This is a genomic window from Streptomyces sp. S3(2020), from assembly GCF_013044505.1.
Taxonomy (GTDB): Bacteria; Actinomycetota; Actinomycetes; order Streptomycetales; family Streptomycetaceae; genus Streptomyces.
Window position 1 is genome coordinate 1 of sequence record NZ_JABERD010000053.1, and the last position, 19,522, is coordinate 19,522.

The 19,522-nt window shown below is 70.5% G+C and carries 20 protein-coding genes and 1 pseudogene; 7 read left to right on the forward strand and 14 right to left on the reverse strand.

Translation table 11 applies throughout. The features are described 5' to 3' along the window. The 7 genes and pseudogenes from HLK59_RS51105 to HLK59_RS18855 all read right to left on the reverse strand — a co-directional run. A pseudogene (locus HLK59_RS51105) lies at positions 1-1,510 on the reverse strand (5,6-dimethylbenzimidazole synthase); the annotation flags it as partial. Between the two features lie 366 nt (positions 1,511-1,876). Then, the gene (gene cbiE, locus HLK59_RS18830) at positions 1,877-3,088 is read right to left on the reverse strand and encodes a precorrin-6y C5,15-methyltransferase (decarboxylating) subunit CbiE (protein ID WP_171142619.1); all 1,212 of its coding nucleotides are present in this window, start codon (positions 3,086-3,088) and stop codon (positions 1,877-1,879) included. A gap of 104 nt (positions 3,089-3,192) precedes the next feature. Continuing rightward, the gene (locus HLK59_RS18835) at positions 3,193-3,831 is read right to left on the reverse strand and encodes a GNAT family N-acetyltransferase (protein WP_171142620.1); all 639 of its coding nucleotides are present in this window, start codon (positions 3,829-3,831) and stop codon (positions 3,193-3,195) included. A 158-nt stretch (positions 3,832-3,989) separates the two neighbouring features. Next, positions 3,990-4,823, reverse strand: coding sequence for a MetQ/NlpA family ABC transporter substrate-binding protein (locus HLK59_RS18840; RefSeq protein WP_171142621.1), 834 nt, complete (start codon positions 4,821-4,823; stop codon positions 3,990-3,992). Between the two features lie 69 nt (positions 4,824-4,892). Beyond that, positions 4,893-5,618, reverse strand: a complete 726-nt coding sequence (locus tag HLK59_RS18845) for a methionine ABC transporter permease (protein WP_171142622.1) — start codon at positions 5,616-5,618, stop codon at positions 4,893-4,895. Continuing rightward, entirely contained in the window at positions 5,615-6,658 is a 1,044-nt protein-coding gene (locus HLK59_RS18850) for an ATP-binding cassette domain-containing protein (RefSeq protein ID WP_171142623.1), read from the reverse strand. Before HLK59_RS18850 ends, HLK59_RS18845 begins: the two co-directional genes overlap by 4 nt. A gap of 321 nt (positions 6,659-6,979) precedes the next feature. Beyond that, positions 6,980-7,630: an HAD family hydrolase gene (locus tag HLK59_RS18855; RefSeq protein WP_171142624.1), complete on the reverse strand. Its 651-nt coding sequence runs from the start codon at positions 7,628-7,630 to the stop codon at positions 6,980-6,982. An 89-nt stretch (positions 7,631-7,719) separates the two neighbouring features. On the opposite strand from HLK59_RS18855, the gene HLK59_RS18860 reads away from it, so the two are divergent. Genes HLK59_RS18860 through HLK59_RS18870 form a run of 3 tightly spaced genes read left to right on the forward strand, consistent with a single transcriptional unit; the run spans position 7,720 to position 8,827 of the window. Continuing rightward, entirely contained in the window at positions 7,720-8,037 is a 318-nt protein-coding gene (locus HLK59_RS18860; RefSeq protein WP_346779766.1) for a hypothetical protein, read from the forward strand. A gap of 12 nt (positions 8,038-8,049) precedes the next feature. After that, positions 8,050-8,409, forward strand: a complete 360-nt coding sequence (locus HLK59_RS18865; protein ID WP_171142625.1) for a hypothetical protein — start codon at positions 8,050-8,052, stop codon at positions 8,407-8,409. Continuing rightward, complete coding sequence (locus tag HLK59_RS18870) at positions 8,390-8,827, forward strand: hypothetical protein (RefSeq protein WP_046261517.1); 438 nt, start codon at positions 8,390-8,392, stop codon at positions 8,825-8,827. The genes HLK59_RS18865 and HLK59_RS18870 overlap by 20 nt, the downstream gene beginning before the upstream one ends. Positions 8,828-8,834: 7 nt before the next feature. Here HLK59_RS18870 and HLK59_RS18875 read toward each other — a convergent pair whose 3' ends face one another. From HLK59_RS18875 to HLK59_RS18885, 3 genes are all read right to left on the reverse strand, one after another. Beyond that, positions 8,835-9,332 carry a GNAT family N-acetyltransferase gene (locus HLK59_RS18875; RefSeq protein ID WP_171142626.1) on the reverse strand — a complete coding sequence of 166 codons (498 nt, stop codon included), beginning with the start codon at positions 9,330-9,332 and terminating at the stop codon, positions 8,835-8,837. 46 nt (positions 9,333-9,378) lie between these two features. Next, positions 9,379-9,885, reverse strand: a complete 507-nt coding sequence (locus tag HLK59_RS18880; RefSeq protein ID WP_171142627.1) for a sigma-70 family RNA polymerase sigma factor — start codon at positions 9,883-9,885, stop codon at positions 9,379-9,381. 74 nt (positions 9,886-9,959) lie between these two features. After that, a complete protein-coding gene (locus tag HLK59_RS18885) occupies positions 9,960-11,123 on the reverse strand; it encodes a glycerophosphodiester phosphodiesterase (RefSeq protein ID WP_171142628.1) in 1,164 nt (387 codons plus the stop codon). Positions 11,124-11,455: 332 nt separating this feature from the next. On the opposite strand from HLK59_RS18885, the gene HLK59_RS18890 reads away from it, so the two are divergent. Beyond that, positions 11,456-12,130, forward strand: coding sequence for a lysophospholipid acyltransferase family protein (locus tag HLK59_RS18890; protein WP_046261513.1), 675 nt, complete (start codon positions 11,456-11,458; stop codon positions 12,128-12,130). A gap of 63 nt (positions 12,131-12,193) precedes the next feature. Here HLK59_RS18890 and HLK59_RS18895 read toward each other — a convergent pair whose 3' ends face one another. From HLK59_RS18895 to argH, 4 genes are all read right to left on the reverse strand, one after another. After that, a complete protein-coding gene (locus tag HLK59_RS18895) occupies positions 12,194-13,720 on the reverse strand; it encodes an MFS transporter (RefSeq protein ID WP_171142629.1) in 1,527 nt (508 codons plus the stop codon). Beyond that, positions 13,717-14,268: a TetR/AcrR family transcriptional regulator gene (locus HLK59_RS18900; RefSeq protein WP_240982507.1), complete on the reverse strand. Its 552-nt coding sequence runs from the start codon at positions 14,266-14,268 to the stop codon at positions 13,717-13,719. The genes HLK59_RS18895 and HLK59_RS18900 overlap by 4 nt, the downstream gene beginning before the upstream one ends. Positions 14,269-14,351: 83 nt before the next feature. Further along, entirely contained in the window at positions 14,352-15,323 is a 972-nt protein-coding gene (locus tag HLK59_RS18905) for an aldo/keto reductase (RefSeq protein ID WP_171142631.1), read from the reverse strand. A gap of 159 nt (positions 15,324-15,482) precedes the next feature. After that, positions 15,483-16,913, reverse strand: coding sequence for an argininosuccinate lyase (gene argH / locus HLK59_RS18910; RefSeq protein WP_171142632.1), 1,431 nt, complete (start codon positions 16,911-16,913; stop codon positions 15,483-15,485). A 213-nt stretch (positions 16,914-17,126) separates the two neighbouring features. Here argH and HLK59_RS18915 point away from each other — a divergent pair, with 213 nt between their 5' ends. The 3 genes from HLK59_RS18915 (at position 17,127) to HLK59_RS18925 (ending at position 19,410) form a co-directional block, all read left to right on the forward strand. Further along, positions 17,127-17,999 (forward strand): hypothetical protein, encoded by an 873-nt coding sequence (locus HLK59_RS18915; protein WP_171142633.1) that lies wholly within the window; start codon positions 17,127-17,129, stop codon positions 17,997-17,999. A gap of 121 nt (positions 18,000-18,120) precedes the next feature. After that, positions 18,121-18,705, forward strand: coding sequence for a pyridoxamine 5'-phosphate oxidase family protein (locus tag HLK59_RS18920; protein ID WP_171142634.1), 585 nt, complete (start codon positions 18,121-18,123; stop codon positions 18,703-18,705). Between the two features lie 3 nt (positions 18,706-18,708). Beyond that, positions 18,709-19,410 carry a L,D-transpeptidase family protein gene (locus HLK59_RS18925; protein ID WP_171142635.1) on the forward strand — a complete coding sequence of 234 codons (702 nt, stop codon included), beginning with the start codon at positions 18,709-18,711 and terminating at the stop codon, positions 19,408-19,410. Positions 19,411-19,522: the final 112 nt, after the last annotated feature.

The following is a 19,522-nucleotide window of genomic DNA, read 5'->3' on the forward strand; positions in this document are numbered from 1 at the left end:
CCGGTAGGGCGGCCTCGGGCACGTCGGGGGTGGGCGCCGCGGGCTGGTCGGCCTCGGCCACTACGGGGGCGTCCGGGTCCGGCACGACCTGGGGTTCGGTGGGCTCTGCGGGCTCGGCGTGCTCGACCAGGACAGGTGCGGGCTCGGCCACGACGACGGGCTCGGCGGGCTCGACGGGTTCGGCCACGACCACGGGCTCGGCGGGCTGGGCGACCTCCGGACCGGAGGCTTCCGGTTCCGGTACGGTCCGCGGCTCGACAAGCTCGACAGGCTCGGGCGCGAGCGGCGCCTCAGAGGTCTGCGCGAGGTCCGGCAGGGGCCCGGCAAGCGGGGTCTGATCGGCGTCGGGCACTACGGCGGGAGCCTGGGCCTGGGCGACGTCCGCCACCTCTGCCGCATCCGGCACCTGGCCGGCACCGGCAGGATCCTCGGCGACCGGGCCCTGAACCGCCTCGGGGGCAGCCACCGCGCCCAGGACCGGCTCGGCGTCCGGAACCGGAGCGACACCGACGTCCTGTCCCGCCGCACCGTCGGACTCGAAACCACCGACCTCGCCGGTCTCCGGCACGAAGCCGTCCGGCGTGTGCGCGGCGTCCGGGAACACCACCGGTCCCGGCACATTCACGTCGCCGTGAACGGCCTGGGCCTCCGGCGCGTAAGAATCTCCGGGGACACCCTCGGCACCCGGGAAGCCGTCGGCCCCCGGCACGTCGGCCACGGGAAGTCCCTCGGACCCGGGGACGCCCCCGGCTTCCGGAGCGTGCTCGGCGATCACCGCCTCGCCGTACGCCACCCCGACGTCCGGCACGCCGTCGGCGCCCACCATGACCTGCCCGGCGTACGCGTCCTCCTGAGGCTGCGGTACGCCGGTCGCGGCGACCGCCTCCGTCGCGAGGCGGGCCACGGCGGCCTGGGCCGCTCCCACCGGCTCGGGGCTCTGTTCCGGCACCGGGACAACCGTTTCGGCAGCCGGGGCCATGGTGCCCACCGGAGCCGGGGCGCCCCAAGGGGCCGCGCCCTGGGGGGACATCTCGCGCAGTGGTTGCGGGACATCGAGGTACTCGGGGCCCGCGGTGGGCGGGCCCGACTGGCGGACCGGCGCGCCCGCGGGGCCGCGGTCGGCGAGGGAGCGGACCGGGCTGGCGGAGGCGTCGGGGATGGGCGGGCCGAGGTGCAGGGGCCGGCGCGGGGTGATCGGCGGGATCGGCAGCGACGGGGCGGCCACCGGGTCGGGCGCGCGGACCGCACTGAGGTCGTGCGCGCCGCTGTCGCGGCCGGACATCTCGTGCGGGCCGGGCGCGTGGACCGTCTCGACGACCGGCTCCGGCGCCGGTGGGGCGACCTCGTTGCCCCATGCGCCTTGGGCGCCGGGCAGCAGCAACAGGTCTTCGTCCTCGGCGGTGGTCTCGGAGAGGTAGGTGTACGCACCGTGCGCGGGAACGCCCGGCTGTTCCACCATGCCTGCGTTCTCCGGCAGTCCCTCGCCCGGGACCTGGCCGGTGTCGGTCATGCGTACCCCTCGCCCATCGGTTAGTGCTTCTACGACCAGCTCACCGGGGACGGCGCACCGACCGCCCCCGCAGTGAAGAACGAGCGTGCGTGCCCAGCGGCACGAACGGCCCGCCGAGAAAGACGACAAAGCCATTAACTGGCATTGTCCCGGCCGTTCCCCCATCGCGACAGCTTGATCCGCGACGGCCCGCTGTGGACTGCGCCACGTTGCGCGTCCTCCGGTTCTGCCGTACCACACCCACCCCAAAACGGGCGCGTTTTCCGGACATTGACGAACGAAAGGCCGGTCCACCGGAGCGGTACAACAGTCGGCCAGCCTACCGCGCGCAGTACGACAACAGGATCACGGGACCAACAAATGGGGTCACGTCGCGCGGTCCGGCAGAACCCCGCTGAGCAGGAACGCTACGCTCCGCTCCTTCTCCGTCCAGGCCCGTGTGTCGAGTTCGACGGACTGGATCAGGGCGCACTCGACGTGGTAGCCGTGTTCGGTCAGGTCACGGCCGACGAGCTCGGCCTCGTCGCGGGTCATGGCGTGGGCGACGATGCCCTGCGGGCGGCGGTCGGCGACCGCGGAGACCACGGCCGCTCCCCCGCCCCCGACGCGAACGACGTCGGGCTCGGGGAAGTTCTCCAGGACGTGCGGGGCGGTGCCGCGCACGATCTGGAGCTGGACGCCGAAGCGGCGGGCGGCGGCGTCGGTGCGGCCGCAGGCGACGAGGTCCCGGTCGACGGCGATGACGGCGGCACCGGCCCGGGCGGCCTCGACGGCGAAGGCGCCGCTGCCGCAGCCGATGTCCCACACGAGGTCGCCGACGCGCGGGCCGAGGCGGGCGAGTTGGGCCGCGCGCAGCAGATCCGTCTCGCCCTCGCCGAGCGGACCGTCGTACGCCTCGGCGGGCAGTGCCCAGCCGCGCGGCCCGGCGGCCGGCTCGCGGCCGGAGATCCAGCCGCCGCCCTCCACCGCGCTCACCGGTCCGCCGATGACGATGACGACGTTCGGGTCGCGCCAGATGTGGTCGGCGGCCTTGTCGGAGGTGAGGATCGTGACCCGTTCGCCCTCGGTACCGAGTCCCTCGCAGATGACGAAGGTGCGGTGGACGCCCTCCATCAGCAGGCCGAGTTCGGCGGGCCCCGCGCCGGGTGAGGTGAGGACGGCGACCTTGGTGTGGGCGCGGCATACGTTCACCGCGCGTCGCAGGGTGCGCCGGTGTGCGACGACCACCTGTGCGTCGTCCCAGGGCATGCCGGCGCGGGCGAAGGCGGCGGCGACCGAGGAGACGGCGGGGACGACCTCGACCTCCAGGCCGAACTCGGGGGCGCGCAGGGTGCGTACGACTCCGAAGAACCCGGGGTCCCCGTCGGCGAACACGACCGCGGTGCCTCGATGTCCCGCGATCCGGCGGGCGGCCAGCGAGACGCTGCCGAGACGGATGCGTTCGGCGGTGGCCGGCACCTCGGGCAGGGCCAGGTGGTGGGGGGTGCCCGCGACCAGCGTGGCCGCGCCGAGGGCGGAACGTGCCGCGGCGGTCAGCGGCGAGCCGTCCCAGCCGATCACCGTCACCCGGTCGGCCATCTTCGTCAGTCTCCAGAGGGTTTGCGCAGGTCGTCAGGGGCGGGTTCCGTGAGGGTACCTGGTCGACCCGGCGAACACGGCGGCGGACCCCTTGGCCCTCTGGTTCAGTTCCAGTCGCCGTACGAGGTGAAACCGTCGGAGTCGGTCAGCTGCTCTCCCGCGCTCTCGACGTCCTCCGGCAGCAGGCTCCAGACGATGAAGTCGGTACGGACGTCGGTCCAGGTGCCGTCCTCGGTGCGGACATGCGCTATGCAGGCGTTGCGCAGGACGCCCTCGCTGATGCAGCCGATCTTCTGGGCGACCTGCTGGGAGGCGGTGTTGTCGGCCGCCGTGCGCAGCTCTATGCGCTCGAACTTCTGGTCCGTGAACAGCCACTGGGCGGTGGCGAGCGCCGCCTCGGAGGCGTAGCCCTCGCCGCGGGCCCAGGGGGCGATGATGTACGACAGTTCGGTGGAGCGGATGTACCAGTTCGTCTTGGTCAGCTGGACGATGCCCACCAGCCGCTGGGTGAGGAACTCCGTGACGGCGAGGTCGAGTCCGCGGCCGGCCTCGCGTTCGGTGGGCGCGTGGTCGGTGATCCAGCTGCGGGCGCCGTCCTCGCCGAAGGGCTGGGGCACGTGGGTCCAGGCGGCGACCTGCTCGTCGTTCATCATCTCGGCCAGCGCGGGCACGTCGTCCTCGTCGAGGGCACGCAGCACCAACCGCTCCGTGCTGATGGAGATGTTGGGGAAGGTGCTAGTCATGCGCCGCTCCGTAACCTTCGGAAAACCTGCAAGTCCTGCCGGGCTCCTGCTGAACTGCCCAGCATGCAGCATGAAAGCACTCAACTGCACGGCAGGGCCCACTCGGGGTGAGCGAGTGGACCCTGTGCGTGGCGATACGCGGTATACGCGCCGTCGGCTCAGAAGGACGCGATGACGGAGCCGTCGTACTTGTCCTCGATGAACTTCTTGACCTCGTCCGAGGTGAGGAGCTCGGCGAGCTTCTTCACGCGCGGGTCGTCCTCGTTGCCGTCCTTGACCGCGAGGAAGTTGCCGTACGGGTTGTCCGTCGCGGACTCCAGCACGAGGGCGTCCTTCGCGGGCGAGAGGTCGGCCTCGATGGCGTAGTTGCCGTTGATGACCGCGGCGTCGACGTCGTCCAGGGAGCGCGGGGTCTGGGCCGCCTCCAGCTCCTTGAACTCGAGGTTCTTGGGGTTCTCGGTGATGTCGGCGGGGGTCGCGTCGTTGCCCACGCCGTCCTTGAGGGTGATGATCCCGTTGGCGTCGAGCAGCTTGAGGGCGCGGGCCTCGTTGACACTGTCGTTCGGGACGGCGATCGTCGCACCGCTCTTGAGGGCGTCGGCGCTCTTCACCTTGTTCGAGTAGAGGCCGAGCGGCTCCAGGTGGACCGTCACGACGGGCACGATGTGGGTGCCGTTCTTCTTGTTGAAGTCGTCGAGGTACGGCTGGTTCTGGAAGTAGTTGGCGTCCACCGAACCGTCTTCGGTCGCCGTGTTCGGCGTGACGTAGTCCGTGAACTCCTTGACCTCCAGGTCGAGTCCCGCCTTCTTCGCCAGGTTGTCCTTGACGTAGGTGAGGATCTCGGCGTGCGGGACGGGGCTCGCGGCGACGACCAGCGGGCCGCTGGTGTCCGAGGAACCCGCGGAGTCGTTCTCCGAGCCGCAGGCGGTGAGCCCGAAGGTGAGGGCGCCGGCGGCGAGTACGGCGGTGGTGAGCTTTGCGGTGTTACGCACGAAAAGTGCCTTTCCTTTTGGGCAGAGCGTCCCCGCGGAGGGTGTGCGGGGAAGTTTTTGGGGGGTGGGTCAGACGGTCTTGGTGTCCGCCGTCGCGGCCTTCAGCAGCCGCAGCCTCGGTGCCGGACCACCGCGTCCACCGCGGCTGTGCAGCGAGCGGGCGGCGTAGTCGCCGGCGAACTGGATCAGCGAGATGACGACCGCGAGGATCGCGACGGTGATCCACATGAGCTCGGTCTCGAAGCGCTGGTAGCCGTAGCGGATGGCGATGTCGCCGAGGCCGCCGGCGCCGACGGTGCCGGCCATGGCGGAGTAGCCGATGAGGGCGACGATCGTGGTCGTGGTGCTGGCGATCAGCGAGGGCAGCGACTCCGGTACGAGGACCTTGCGGACGATCGTCCAGGTGTTGCCGCCCATCGACTGCACGGCCTCCACGAGTCCGCCGTCCACTTCGCGGACCGCCGTCTCGACCAGGCGCGCGAAGAACGGGATGGCGCCGATGGCGAGCGGCACGATCGCGGCCTCGCGGCCGATGGTCGTGCCGGTGAGGGAGCGGGTGAAGCCCATCAGCGCGACCATCAGGATGATGAACGGCATCGAGCGGGCCACGTTCACGACCTGCCCGATGACCTTCTGCGCGACGATGTTCTGGAGCAGTCCGCCGCGGTCGGTGAGGACGAGGAGGATGCCGAGCGGGAGGCCGCCGACGACGGCGATGAGGGTGGACCAGCCGACCATGTAGAGGGTGTCCCAACACGCCTGCTCCAGCAGGGGCTGCATCTCGGACCAGGTCACTTGGCACCGTCCTTCACCAGCAGGGGCTCCTGATCCGAAGCGCCCACGACATCGATCTGAAGACCCTGTTCGCGCAGGAAACCGATCGGCACGACGTTGTCCTCGTAGCGGCCGGGCAGTTCGATGCGCATCCGGCCGACCTGGAGGCCGCCGACGGTGTCGATGGCGGCGCCGAGGATCGAGATGTCGATGTTGTACGTGCGCGACAGCTGGGAGATGACCGGCTGGGTCGCGGCCTCGCCGTGGAAGGTGACGTCGATGACGGTGCGGTCGTCGCCGGTGGCCTCGCCGCCGACCGGGAAGAGCGCGGTGGCGAGCTCGGAGCCGGGGGTGGCGAGGAGTTCGCTGACCGTGCCGGACTCGACGATGCGGCCGTTCTCCATCAGGGCGGCGGAGTCGCAGATCGACTTCACGACGTCCATCTCGTGGGTGATGAGGAGGACGGTGAGGCCGAGCTGGCGGTTCAGGTCGCGCAGCAGCTGGAGGATCGAGCGGGTGGTCTCCGGGTCGAGGGCGCTGGTGGCCTCGTCGGAGAGCAGGACCTTGGGGTCGCCGGCCAGGGCGCGGGCGATGCCGACGCGCTGCTTCTGGCCGCCGGAGAGCTGGGCGGGGTAGGCCTTGGCCTTGTCGGAGAGACCGACGAGGTCGAGGAGTTCGAGGGCCTTGCGGGAGCGGTCCTTGCCGGACGTGCCGAGGATCTCGAGCGGCAGCTCGACGTTGTCCTGGACGGTCCGGGAGGACAGCAGGTTGAAGTGCTGGAAGACCATGCCGATCCGGCTGCGGGCCTGGCGCAGTTCCCGGCCGGCCCGCGGACCGCGGCCCGCGAGGGCGGTGAGGTCCTGGCCGGCGACGGTGACCGTCCCGGCCGTGGGCTTCTCCAGCAGGTTGACGCAGCGGATGAGCGAGGACTTGCCGGCACCGGACTGGCCGATGACGCCGTAGACCTCGCCTTCGCGGACGTGGAGATCGACGCCGTCGAGGGCGGTGACCTCACGGCCGCGCGAGCGGTAGACCTTGGTCAGGCCCGAGGTGGTGATCACTGGGATTCCATCACTGTCGAGTTCGTACGCGGGCGTGGGTGTGCCTTGGTACGAGAGAAACGGGTGTGCGCGGGGCAGCACGGTCGCATACGGCGGAACACGTACGGACAGGCCACGGCTGCTCGCTTCGGGGCGCGAGCCAAGGGGTGGTGCGGGGGCCCTCTAGAAGGCGCACATTCGACACATACAGCGAGCACCGGGCGTCATGGTCGCCTCGGTCGCAAGGGTGCGGCTGCTCGTCGTGGTCATGGAATCAGTAAAGCAGACGTACGGTCCTGACAAAGTGCCGCTGTCCGCATCCTGGACAGCGGCGGACGGGGCTCAGCGGCGGCCGGAGATCTCCACTCCCCCGTCGGTGACCAGTGCCGACAAGGCCGCCAGGTTGTCGACGACGAGGTCCGCTTCGAGCTCGTGGGCCCGGTGGGTTGTGGCCAATGCCACGGTGGTCATCCCGGCGGCGCGGCCGGCCCTCAGGCCCGCGGGGGCGTCCTCGAAGACCACGCAGTGCGCCGGGTCGACGCCGAGTGCGCGGGCGGCCAGGAGGTAGGGCTCGGGGTCGGGCTTGCCGCGGGTCACGTCCTCGGCGGCGACGAGGGTCTTGGGCAGGATGCCGACGGCGTCGAGCCGGGCCTCGGCGAGGCGCCGGGTGGCGGAGGTGACGACGGCCCAGCGGTCGGCGGGCAGGGAGTCGAGGAAGGCCTTCGTCCCCGGCAGGAGCTGGGCGCCGCCGTTGGGCACGTCGTCCACCTCCAGCTGCTCGATCCGCGCGACCGCCGCCGGCACGACCTCGGCGGGCAGCAGGTCGGCGGCTATCTCGGCGGCGGTACGCCCGTGCAGCTCGACCCGCGCGAACTCCTCGGCCGTGATCCCGTACTCCCCGGCCCACTGCCGCCAGCAGCGGTCCACGGAGGCGAGGGAGGAGACGAGGGTGCCGTCGTTGTCGAAGAGCAGGGCTTGTGCGTGGATCGTCATGGTCCCGACCCTACGGGGCCGCCGGGGCTTGCCGGACGGGGCCATGGGCGCCGATCATCGACGGCGTGAATCCCGAGGTGAGCGCTTTCGTGAGCGAGGGTCCGCTGCCGGACCAGGAGGCCGACGAGGACGAGATCGAGCGGCGGGCAGGGCAGTTGGAGGCGATCCCGCGGCCCGTGTCCCTGGCGGAGGCGGCGGCTCTGGCGAGCTGCTTCGGGCCGGACGACTGCTACGGCGTGGCCTGGACACTGGCCCACCTGATCGAGACCGCCCCGGGCCCGGTGCCCACCGCGCGTCCCGCTCCGGACGCCGGGGCGCACGGGCGTGTCCGGCGCCGGGCCGTCGCTGCCGGGCTGGTTCCCGACGATGGGGCCGGGGGCGGGGACATCGGGTCCTTTGGCCCGTAATAGGGTCGCTGCATGCTTGATGCCCTGACGCTTGTGATCGGCGTCGCCGCGCTGTTGCTCGCCGCGTGGTGCGGCTGGGCGGCCTACCGTGATGAGCCGACGAAGGACTGGCACTTCATCGGGATGGGTGTGGTGTCGCTGCTGGTGCTGGTGCAGCTGGTGGTCGGCATCGTGCAGCTGGCGCGGGGCGAGAAGCCGGAGCAGGGGACGACGATCTTCGTGGCGTATCTGCTGGGCGCGTTCGCCTGTGTCCCGGCCGCGGGGCTCATGTCGCTGTCGGAGCGGTCGAAGTGGGGCTCGGTGACGGCTGCCGCAGGCGCGGTGGTGCTGGCCGTTCTCGAGGTGCGGCTCTATGACATCTGGGGAGGCTGAGGTGACCGTGACGGAGGGCGAGTCGGCGAAGAACCGATTGGTCAGCGGTCCTGGCACGCTGCTGGTGTGGCTGTACGGCGTGATGGTGGTCGGCGCGGTGTCGCGCTCGATCTACCAGATCGCGACCGAGTTCGACCGGGCGCCGCTGGCCTACTCCCTGTCCGCCGTCGCGGGTCTGGTGTACGGCTTCATCACCTACACGCTGGTGCGCGGCGGGGAGACCGCCCGCAAGGCGGCGCTGGTGTGCTGCGCCGCCGAGCTGGTGGGTGTGCTGACGGTGGGCACCTGGACCCTGCTGGACCCGTCGGCGTTCCCCGACGCGACCGTCTGGTCCGACTACGGCATGGGGTACGTCTTCATCCCCGTACTGCTGCCGCTGTCGGCCATCTACTGGCTCCGTAAGGCGCGGACCGTCTGAGAGGCCCTCAGGCCGTCGCCGCGTAGGTGTCGGCCGGCTTCTCCAGGACGATCATCGGCACTCCGTCCGCGCCCTTGGACGTGCCGACCGCCTCGTAGCCCACCTTGCGGTAGAGGCGGAGGTTGCCCTCGCTGCGGTGGCCCGTGAAGAGGCGGAACCTGGTGGCGCCGCGCTCCTCGGCCAGAGCCGATTCGGCCGCGCGCAGCAGCCGTGCGCCGATGCCGTGGCCCTGGAGGCGCGGGTGGACGCAGAGCTTGCCGATGGCGGCCGAGCCGTCCTCGGTGATGCGGCCGCGTACCGAGCCGACCACCTCCTCGCCGAGCCGGGCCACGAAGACGCAGTCCGCGGCGACCTCCTCACGGACCGAGTCCAGGGTCTGGACGAGCGGATCGATGCGGTAGTTGCCGTACAACGCCGCCTCGCTCTGGAAGCACAGGTACTGAAGCCTGAAGATCTGCTCCGCGTCCTGCTCGGTCGCCACCGAGATGGTCACGCTCATGCCCATGTGCGCACGCCTCCCGCTCACCTGATCGCCATTTCGTCCCTCACTCCTATCCCCGCACTCCGCGGGCCGCAACCTCCGGTGTGAGCAATCGGCGAAGACAACCCAGGCATCTGGAACGTTCCGGACCGAGACTGCCCTGTGAGATACCCAACTCCCCCGCGATTTCCCGATAGGTGAGGTCCATCGGGGAGAGCAGCGCCTCCATCAGACTCGGGCAGCGGCCCGGCAAACGGCGTACGGCATCACGCAGCGCCCGGCCGCGGGCCGCCGTGAGGGCGAGGTGTTCGGGAGTGCGGTCCGCGTCGTCCACGGGCTCAGCCTCGTACGGTCGTTCGAGCCTGGTCGTACGACGGGTGCGGCGGGACTCCGAGCGGACCGCTCTGCGCAGCCAGCCCTGCGGGTCGGTCGGCGGGCCGTCGCTGTCGAGGCGTTCCAGGAGGCGGAGCCAGACCGCCTGTTCCAGGTCGCCCGGTTCCGTACCGGTGGCATGTGCCTCGGCGGAGGCCTCGGCGGTGAGCAGGGGGCGCAGGGTGGTCACGAGCTCGTGCGTCATATGCCTGACGACGCGGCCGCCCGGGCGGCGGGTTGCCCGGGCGGCCGGTTGTCACCCCAACCGGGGGCGCGCGCTCAGCCGTTGACGAAATCCTGGCGGGCCAGCAGGCCGGTGTCCGGGTTGTCGGTGAAGACACCGTCGATGCCCGTGGCGAAGTACGTCCGGTAGACGCCGAAGACATCGCCGTACGCGTCGGCGTCGGTGCCCTTGCGGAAGCTGGTCGGCAGGAACGGGTTCTCGTTGCGCATGGTGTACGGGTGCAGGATCAGGCCCGCCTTGTGCGCGTCCGCGACGAGGGTGGTCGGCGTGGTGAGGTTGCCGTTCGCGTCCTTCGGGATCACCAGGTCGAGGGTCGGGCCGATGCCCTGGGCGTAACCGGCGATCTCCTTGAGGCCCTTGGGCGTGATCAGGTCGGCGACCGTGCGCGGGTCACCCGTCTCGACGAAGTCCCAGGGGCGGCTGGTCGCGGCGGAGAGCAGCACGACCAGCGGGTTGCCGACCAGCCTGTTCAGGCGCTGGATGCTGGTCGGCTCGAAGGACTGGAGGATGACCGGCGCGTTCTTGCCGTCCTTGCCGTACTTGCGCAGCAGCTTCGCGACCCGCTCCTCCAGGCCCAGGCCCAGCTTGCGGAAGTACGTGGGGTGCTTGGTCTCGGGGTAGATCCAGACCTGCCTGCCCCGCTTGCGGGTCTGCTCGTCCTGCCACTTCAGGACCTCTTCGAAGGTGGGGATCTCCCAGCGGCCGTTGTAGAGCGTGTTGTGCGGACGGTTGGCCGGGATGCGCTCGATCGCGCGCAGGGTCTTCAGCTCGGCGAGCGTGAAGTCCTCGGTGAACCAGCCGGTGACGGAGACGCCGTCGAGGAGCTTGGTGATCTTGCGGTCGGCGAACTCCTTGTGGTCCGCGACGTCCGTCGTGCCGCCGATCTCCGGCTCGTGACGGCAGACGATGTGACCGTCCTTGGTGGGCACCAGGTCGCCGGCCTCCACGACATGGGCGCCCAGGTCGAGGGCGAGCTGGTACGAGCCGAGCGTGTGCTCCGGCCGGTAGCCGCTGGCGCCCCGGTGACCGATGATCGTCGGCACGGGCAGGCTCCTCACTTCTCCACCGTGCCCGGCCTCACCGGCTCTCGCGGTACCCGGCAGTCCGAGGACCGCTCCGCCCGCGCCGAGCACCGCGGCGCCCAGAAGTGCCCGCCGTCCGGTCCCGCCCGTCTGCTCGTCCGAGTTCTGCGTTCCCATGAGGGCCCTCCCTGCGTCGGCTCTTCGGTGCGGGCCGATCGTAGGTGCGTGTACATGACGGACGGGAGACCTCCGGCGGAACACGCGGGTGATGGCGGATGTCGCACCGAGGATTTGAGTTGACGACTCATCAGAGGGGGTACGCGATGTCCGTCACATCATGGCCAACGGGTTACGGGCGGTACACCGTGCGCCACCGCAGGTAAACCAGCGTCAACAGTGCGTAAGACCTCGGTGAACCCCGTGAACCCGATGTGCACGAGCACGGTGAGCGCGAGTATCGTCCTCACCTGCACAGACATATACCGATTCACTTGACACCGGAGGGTCCGTTGTCCCGCTTCGCGCTCATCAAGGCAGTGCTCGGACCGATCATGCGCCTGATGTTCCGCCCACGGGTGGAGGGTGCGGAGCACATCCCGGGGGACGGTCCGGTGATCCTCGCCGGCAACCACCTCACGTTCATCGACTCGATGATCATGCCGCTGTTCTGCGACCGCCAGGTCTTCTTCATCGGCAAGGACGAGTACGTCACCGGCAAGGGCCTCAAGGGGCGGCTGATGGCCTGGTTCTTCACGGGCTGCGGCATGATCCCGGTCGACCGGGACGGCGGGCGCGGTGGTGTCGCGGCGCTGATGACGGGGCGCCGGGTGCTGGAGGAGGGCAAGGTCTTCAGCATCTACCCGGAGGGCACGCGCTCTCCCGACGGGCGGCTGTACCGGGGGCGCACCGGGATCGCGCGGCTGGCCATGATGACGGGGGCGCCTGTCGTGCCGTTCGCCATCATCGGTACGGACAAGGTGCAGCCGGGGGGCGCCGGCATTCCGCGGCCCGGCCGGGTCACCGTGCGGTTCGGCGAGGCGATGGAGTTCTCCCGGTACGAGGGGATGGACCGGGACCGGTATGTGCTGCGGGCGGTGACGGACTCCGTGATGACCGAGGTCATGCAGCTGTCCGGTCAGGAGTACGTGGACATGTACGCGACCAAGGCCAAAGAGGCCGCGTAGCGTCTCGGCCGCAGGGCGGCGGGGGCCGGTCGCGCCGTTCTCCGCGCCCTTGAGGTGCGTCCCCTAACGGGCGTTTTCCAGGCGCTGTTCCTTCAGCAGGAACCATGCCGCCACCGCCGTTGCCAGCAGGACCACCGCGCCCAGGCCCGCCGCCAGCGACAGGCCGTCCACGAACGCCTGCCTCGCCGCGTCCAGGAGTGCTGCCGACTGCTGCGCCGGCATCCCCGCCGCCGCCTCCACCGCGCCGCCGAGCGACTCGTGCGCCCCTTGCGGTGTGCCCGCCGGGCCCGTGAAGTCGCGGTACACGCCCGTCACGATGGAGCCCAGTACGGCGATACCCAACGCCGCGCCCAGCTCGTAGGCCGTCTCCGAGACCGCCGACGCCGAGCCCGCCTGTTCCTTCGGCACGCTCGACAGGATCACGTCGGCCGTCACCGTGAACGAGAAGCCGGCGCCGACACCGACGACCAGCAGGGCCGCTCCCAGCAGCGGGTAGCCCGTCGTCCGGTCGATCACCGTCAGGGACGCCAGCGCGAGGCCGACCGCAGCGAGGCCGCCCGCGACCACCGAGCGGACCGAGAAACGGCGGGCCGCCCGGCCCGCGATCAGGCCGGCCGCCACCGCGCCGACCGCGGCGGGGAGTTCGGCCAGGCCCGCCTCCAACGGGCGCCTGCCCTGGACGAGTTGCAGGTACTGCGAGAGGAAGAACACCAGACCCGACAGGCCGAGGATGGTCAGCAGGTCGGCCAGGACCGCCGCGCTGAAGCCCCGGTTGCGGAACAGCCGCATGTCCAGCAGCGGGGTCGGCAGGGTGAGCTGGCGACGGACGAACCAGATCAGCGCACCCGCGCCCAGCAGGGCGACACCGGCGGCCTCGCCGCTCAGGCCGTGGCTGGCGGCCTCCTTGACGGCGTAGACCAGGGCGATCATGCCGACCAGGGACAGGGCCACGCTGAGCATGTCCCACGGGCCCGGGTTCGGGTTCTTCGACTCCGGCAGCAGCTTGATGCCGACGACGACCAGGACGGCCATCACGGGCAGGTTGATCAGGAAGACCGAGCCCCACCAGAAGTGTTCGAGCAGGAAGCCGCCCGCGATCGGGCCGATCGCCGTACCGGCCGAGGCGGTCGCGCCCCAGATGCCCACGGCGAGGCTGCGTTCGCGCGGGTCGTGGAAGAGGTTGCGGATCAGGGCGAGGGTCGCCGGCATCAGGGTCGCGCCCGCCACGCCCAGCAGGGCACGGGCGAAGATCATCAACTCCGGTGTCGTGGCATAGGCGTTGAGGACCGATATCGCGCCGAACGCCGTGGCGCCGACGAGGAGGATCTTCTTGCGGCCTATGCGGTCGCCGAGGCTGCCCATCGAGACGAGCAGACCGGCGATGACGAAGGAGTAGACGTCGCCGATCCAGAGGAGCTGGGTGCCGGAGGGCTTCAGGTCCTCGCTGATGTAGGGGGTCGCGAGACCGAGGACGGTCGCGTCGACGGCCACCAGCAGCACGGCGAGCACGAGGACGGACAGCGCGAGCCAACGTCCCGGGCGCTTGGTCACCGCCTCGGTCGTCGACGCCGGCTGCAGGGTGCTGGTCATGATTCCTCTCTCCGTACTGCGCCGCCGAGCAACAGCTCGACGATCATGTGGTGGAAGTCGTTGCGGGCCGCGCGGCCCTCCGACACCGCCCAGGCGCCGGAGGCCAGCAGGCCGTACAGCGCCTCGGTGAGCCAGGTCGGCGTGAGGTCGATACGGAACTCGCCCGCCGTCTGGCCGCGCTTGAACAGGGCCGCGATGCGCTCGTCGATGCGGGCCCAGCCCGCGTTCTGCTCCTCACCCTCGAACAGCTGGTTCTCGGTGTAGAGGAAGGCGAGCAGGGCGGCGGCCGGTTCGATCTCGCGTACCAGCCGGCTCACGGCGTCGCTCGCGGGGCCCTCGTCGGGGCGGGCCGCGTCCAGGGCGGCCTCGCACTCGGCGATGCTGAGCGCCTCCAGGGCGCGCACGAGCGCGTCACGCCCGGCGACGTGCCGGTGCAGGGTGGCGCGGCTGATCCCGGCGGCCTTGGCGACCTCGTCCATGGTCGCGGTGGATTTGCGGGTCAGCAGGGCAGCGGCGCTGCGCAGCACGTGGTCACGATCGACAGCCATGAGACAACCATAGCCCATGTGAGACATTGATGTCTCATCACGGGCATGGATGTCTCATGGGCACGTGTCGAATCGTGTTCCTGTCAGTGCCAGGGCAGCTGCCCGCGCCGCGCCCAGTACGCCTGCGGCTCCTCCGCGAGTTCGGCGAGGCGGGCCAGCTGCTCCTCGTCGAGGTCGACGACCGCGGCGTGCAGATTGGAGGCGAGCTGGTTGGCGGTCGCGGCACCGGAGAGGACGACACCGGCCCAGGGCCGGCACAGGACCAGGGCGAGGGCGACCGCGTCACAGCCCAGGCCGGTCTGTGCGGCCACCGCCTTCAGGGCGTCCGGCGCGTGCGGGTCCGCGAGCCTGCCGTTGGCCATGCCCTCCTTGACGATCACCGTCAGTCCGGCGTCGTGGGCCTCGGCGAGGGCGGGGGCGGCCGAGGTCTCCAGGACGTTGTAGGTGGACTGGACGGTACGGAAGAGGGGTTCGCCGTCGACCGTCACGGCGAGGGCGGCGCGGATGGCGTCGGCCTGGGCGGGTCCGCTGGTGGAGAAGCCGATGCTCACGCCCGCGGCGGCCGCCTCCGCCAGTTCGACGTGGAGGTCCTTGTCGGTGAGGGCCGGGCTGTCGGGGGTGACCGAGTGGATCTGGTAGAGGTCCAGGCGGTCGCCGAGGAGTTCGGCGGTTTCGGCGCGCTGACGGACGTAGGTCTGGACACTGTGGTCCTTGACCTCGTGCTTCTCGGCGTCGGTGGTCCAGCCCGCCGTGTAGGTGTAGCCCCACTTGCTGCCCACGACGATGTCGTCGATGTCGGGGCGGGCGTTCAGCCAGTCGGCGAGGAACTCCTCGGAGCGGCCGTAGGAGCGGGCGGCGTCGAAGTAGCGGACGCCTTGGAAGTAGGCGGCGTCGAGGAGTTCGTGGGTGCGGGTGCGGAGGGCTTCGACGCTGCGGTTCTCTCCGAGGTCGTTGTCGCGGCCGAGGTTGATGTAGCCGGGGCGGCCGACCGCTGCGAGGCCGAGTCCGATGTGGCAGGTGGGGGTTGTCGCGGTTGCCAGGCGGGCGAAGGGCATCGCGGGCTCCGTTCGGTCGGGTCCGGTGACGGTCTCCGATTAACGTAACCCGCGATGACCTTTGGGTTCGCCCAAGAGCCTGGTCGGTGCGGTGCTTTGGCGAGTGCGGGCTCGTCGTGGCTTGTCGCGCAGTTCCCCGCGCCCCTGAGTGGGCTGCTCTCAGGCCTTCTTGGCGGTTGCCCATGCATGCTGCACCGCCACGTTCGCCTTCACCTCGGCCAGCTGGACCGCCACCGCGCTCGGCGCCGTGCCGCCGCGGCCGTTGCGGGAGGCCAGCGCGCCCGGCACGTTCAGTACCGTCCGCACCTCCGGCGTCAGATGGGCGCTGATCTTCGCGAACTGCTCGTCCGTCAGGTCGCCCAGTTCCTTGCCCTCGGCCTCGGCGGCCTTGACGCACTCGCCGGCGACCTCGTGGGCGACGCGGAAGGGCACGCCCTGCTTGACCAGCCACTCGGCGATGTCGGTGGCGAGGGAGAAGCCGGCCGGGGCCAGTTCCTCCATGCGCTCGCGGTGGACGGTGAGGGTGGCCATCATGCCGGTGAAGGCGGGGAGCAGGACCTCCAGCTGGTCGCAGGAGTCGAAGACCGGCTCCTTGTCCTCCTGGAGGTCGCGGTTGTACGCCAGCGGGAGCGCCTTGAGCGTGGCCATGAGGCCCGTCAGGTTGCCGATCAGACGGCCGCTCTTGCCGCGCGCCAGTTCCGCGATGTCCGGGTTCTTCTTCTGCGGCATGATCGACGAGCCCGTGGAGAACGCGTCGTGCAGGGTCACGAAGGAGAACTCCTTCGTGTTCCAGATGATGATCTCCTCGGCGATCCGGGAGAGGTTCACTCCGATCATCGCGGTGATGAAGGCGAACTCGGCGACGAAGTCACGCGACGCCGTGCCGTCGATCGAGTTGCCGACGCTGCCGTTCTCGAAGCCGAGGTCCTTCGCCACCGCCTCCGGGTCCAGGCCCAGGGAGGAGCCGGCCAGGGCGCCCGAGCCGTACGGGGAGACCGCCGTCCGCTCGTCCCACTGACGCAGCCGCTCGGCGTCCCGGGACAGGGACTGCGCGTGCGCCAGGACATGGTGGGCGAAGAGCACCGGCTGGGCGTGCTGGAGGTGGGTGCGGCCGGGCATCGCCACGTCCGGGTGGGCCTCGGCCAGGCCGATCAGCGCGTCCTGGAGCTCGGCGATCAGGCCGCCGATGATCCGGGCGTGGTCCCGGAGGTACATCCGGAAGAGGGTCGCGACCTGGTCGTTGCGGGAGCGTCCCGCGCGGAGCTTGCCGCCGAGGTCGGGGCCGAGGCGCTCCAGGAGGCCACGCTCCAGAGCCGTGTGGACGTCCTCGTCGGCGATCGTGCCCACGAAGGAGCCGTCGGCGACATCCGCCGCGAGCTGGTCCAGGCCCGCGATCATCCGCGTCAGCTCGTCGTCCGTGAGGAGCCCCGCTTTGTGCAGCACGCGCGCGTGGGCACGCGAACCGGCGATGTCGTAGGGCGCCAGCCGCCAGTCGAAGTGGACGGACGCGGACAGCTTCGCCAGGGCCTCGGCGGGACCGTCGGCGAAACGGGCGCCCCAGAGCCGGACATCACCGCTGTTGCTGCTCACTTGCGTTGCTCCTAGAGAGGGTGTGGCGCCTTCACTGTCATGCATGAGTATGCAGTGCAATGCATGATTCGTCAATTACGGGAGGTTCGGCCGCGAATTTGAAGATCCTTTGAACATGGGTAACCGCTTACCCGTACTCCCCGCCGAACGCAGGCGCCGCGTTTTGTACACCACAGAGACGACGACACCCCCCGACCCTTGTGAGGCATCAGCATGTCCAGGGCTCTTCCGAAGTACAACAAGCGCCGCGTCGCGTTGATCGGCGGTGCCACCGCCCTCGTGCTGACCGGTGCGGTGATCGCCGGCTCCGCCCTCGCCGGGGAGACCTCCAAGAGCAACACCACGACCAACGCGCAGACCCTCGCCGACCCGGGCACCATCACCTGCCCGGACGTCGCCTCCCAGCTCCCCGCGATCCCCGCGACCGCGCAGGCCGAGGTCGACCGCAACATCGCCCTCCTCCAGACCCAGATCGACGAGGCCAACCAGCGCCTGATCGACACGGTCGGCCAGGGTGGCGCCAACTTCGTCCAGAACGCCATCCTCGGCCCGCTGGAGGACAAGCGGATCGCCGTGGTCAACCGCATCGCCACCGCCATCGGCCGCACCGCCGACCGCCCGGCGGGCCTGGAGGCTCTCGCGCCCTGCACCCTGAACGCGGGCGGCGTCGCCGACACCGGCGAGGAGGCCGGGGCGGGCGAGGAGGCGGAGGCCACTCCGAGCGAGGCGGCCTCGGAGGCGGCCGGCGCCGAGGACACGGGCAACGCCGAGGACGCGGGCGGGGCCGCCGCCGCGGGAGCCATCACCTGCCCGGACGTGGCCTCGCAGCTCCCCGCGATCCCGGCCACCGCGCAGGCCGAGGTGGACCGCAACCTGACCCTCCTGCAGACCCAGATCAGCGAGGCGAACAAGCGGCTCGTCGACACGGCCGGCCAGGGCGGACCCAACTTCGTCCAGAACGCCATCCTCGGCCCGCTGGCCGACAAGCGGACGTCGACCATCGACCGCATCGCCATCTCCATCGGCCGTACCGCCGAGAAGCCGCAGGGCCTGGATTCCCTCGCCACCTGCACGCTCACCCAGTGACGTGACAGGTGCTGTGGCCGCCCCGACTTCAGCGCCGGCCGGGGCGGCCACGGCGATGCCCGGCAAACGGATCCCAGAATTCCTTAGACAGGCGAAAGAGTCGCACCCATAATCGTTAGACATGGGAAAGACCTATGAACGCATAGACGGCAGGCTGCGCACCTTCATCGAGGCGCAGCCCATTTTCTTCACCGCGACCGCCCCCCTCTCCGGGGACGGCACGGTCAACCTCTCCCCCAAGGGCCTCAAGGGCTCCTTCGTCGTTCTGGACGAACTCACCTTCGCCTACCTGGACTTCGCGGGTTCCAACGCCGAGACGGTCGCGCATCTGCGGGAGAACGGCCGGATCACCCTGATGTGGTGCGCGTTCGAGGGCCCGCCCAACATCGTCCGGGTGCACGGCCAGGGCGAGGCGGTCCTGCGGGACGACCCTCGCTTCAAGGAACTCCTCGGCCACTTCCCGGACATCGACCCGAGCCTGCACGGACTGCGGGCGATCATCGTCGTGACGGCCCGGACGATCCGCGACTCCTGCGGCTACGCGGTGCCCTTCATGACGTACGACGAGGACCGCGATCTGCACGCCAGGCGCTTCGCGCGCGAGGACGACGAATCCCTGAGCGCCTACTTCGCCAAACGGCACATCGCCACGAGCCTGGACGGCCTACCCGGGCTGCCCTTGCCGCTGCCGCCCTCTACGGTCTGAGCCATGGGCTCCCCCGCCGTCGCCACGGCTCTCGTGACCGCGTCCCTTCTCGTGCTCGGTGCCGCACCCGGCGGCGGGCAGCCCCTGCCCGCCCGGATGGCCGACACCGGGGGCGGCACCCAGTTGATCACCGCGGTCGCCGCCCGGACCGGGTCGACCACCGGCACGCTCACCTGGTGGGATCTGCGCGACGGGCAGTGGGTGAAGGCCGGTTCGGCCAAGGCCCGGTTCGGGGCGAACGGCCTCGTCGAGGGCGCCTCGCGCAAGCAGAACACCGGCACGACACCGACGGGGCTCTACCACCTGCCGTACGCCTTCGGCATCAAGGCGGCGCCGCGCGGGACGTCGTACACGTACCGTCCCGTGCGGGAGAAGTCCTGGTGGTGCCAGGACAACGGCTCCCGCTCCTACAACCGTTGGAGCGAGCCCCGCGCGAAGGACTGCCGGGCCGCCGAGTCCGAGCATCTGATCGCGTACCCGAAGCAGTACGCCTACGCCATGGTCATCGGCTTCAACTACACCGCGCCCGTGCGCGGCCGGGGCGCCGGGATCTTCCTCCATGTCAACGGCAGCGGGGCGACGGCGGGTTGTGTGTCCGTGTCCGCGGACGCCATGCGGCGGATCCTCGACTGGGCCGACCCGGACGACGATCCGCACATCGCGATCGGCACCACGAGCGGGCGTACGGCGATCACCCGGTACTGAGGGGTTACCCCGAGTCACTCGAGTCCCCCTCGAACTCGAACGGACACTGAACACACGGACGTCGCGGCACGTACCTCTGGGCCAAGGGACCACGCCAACCCCCTTGCCCCGC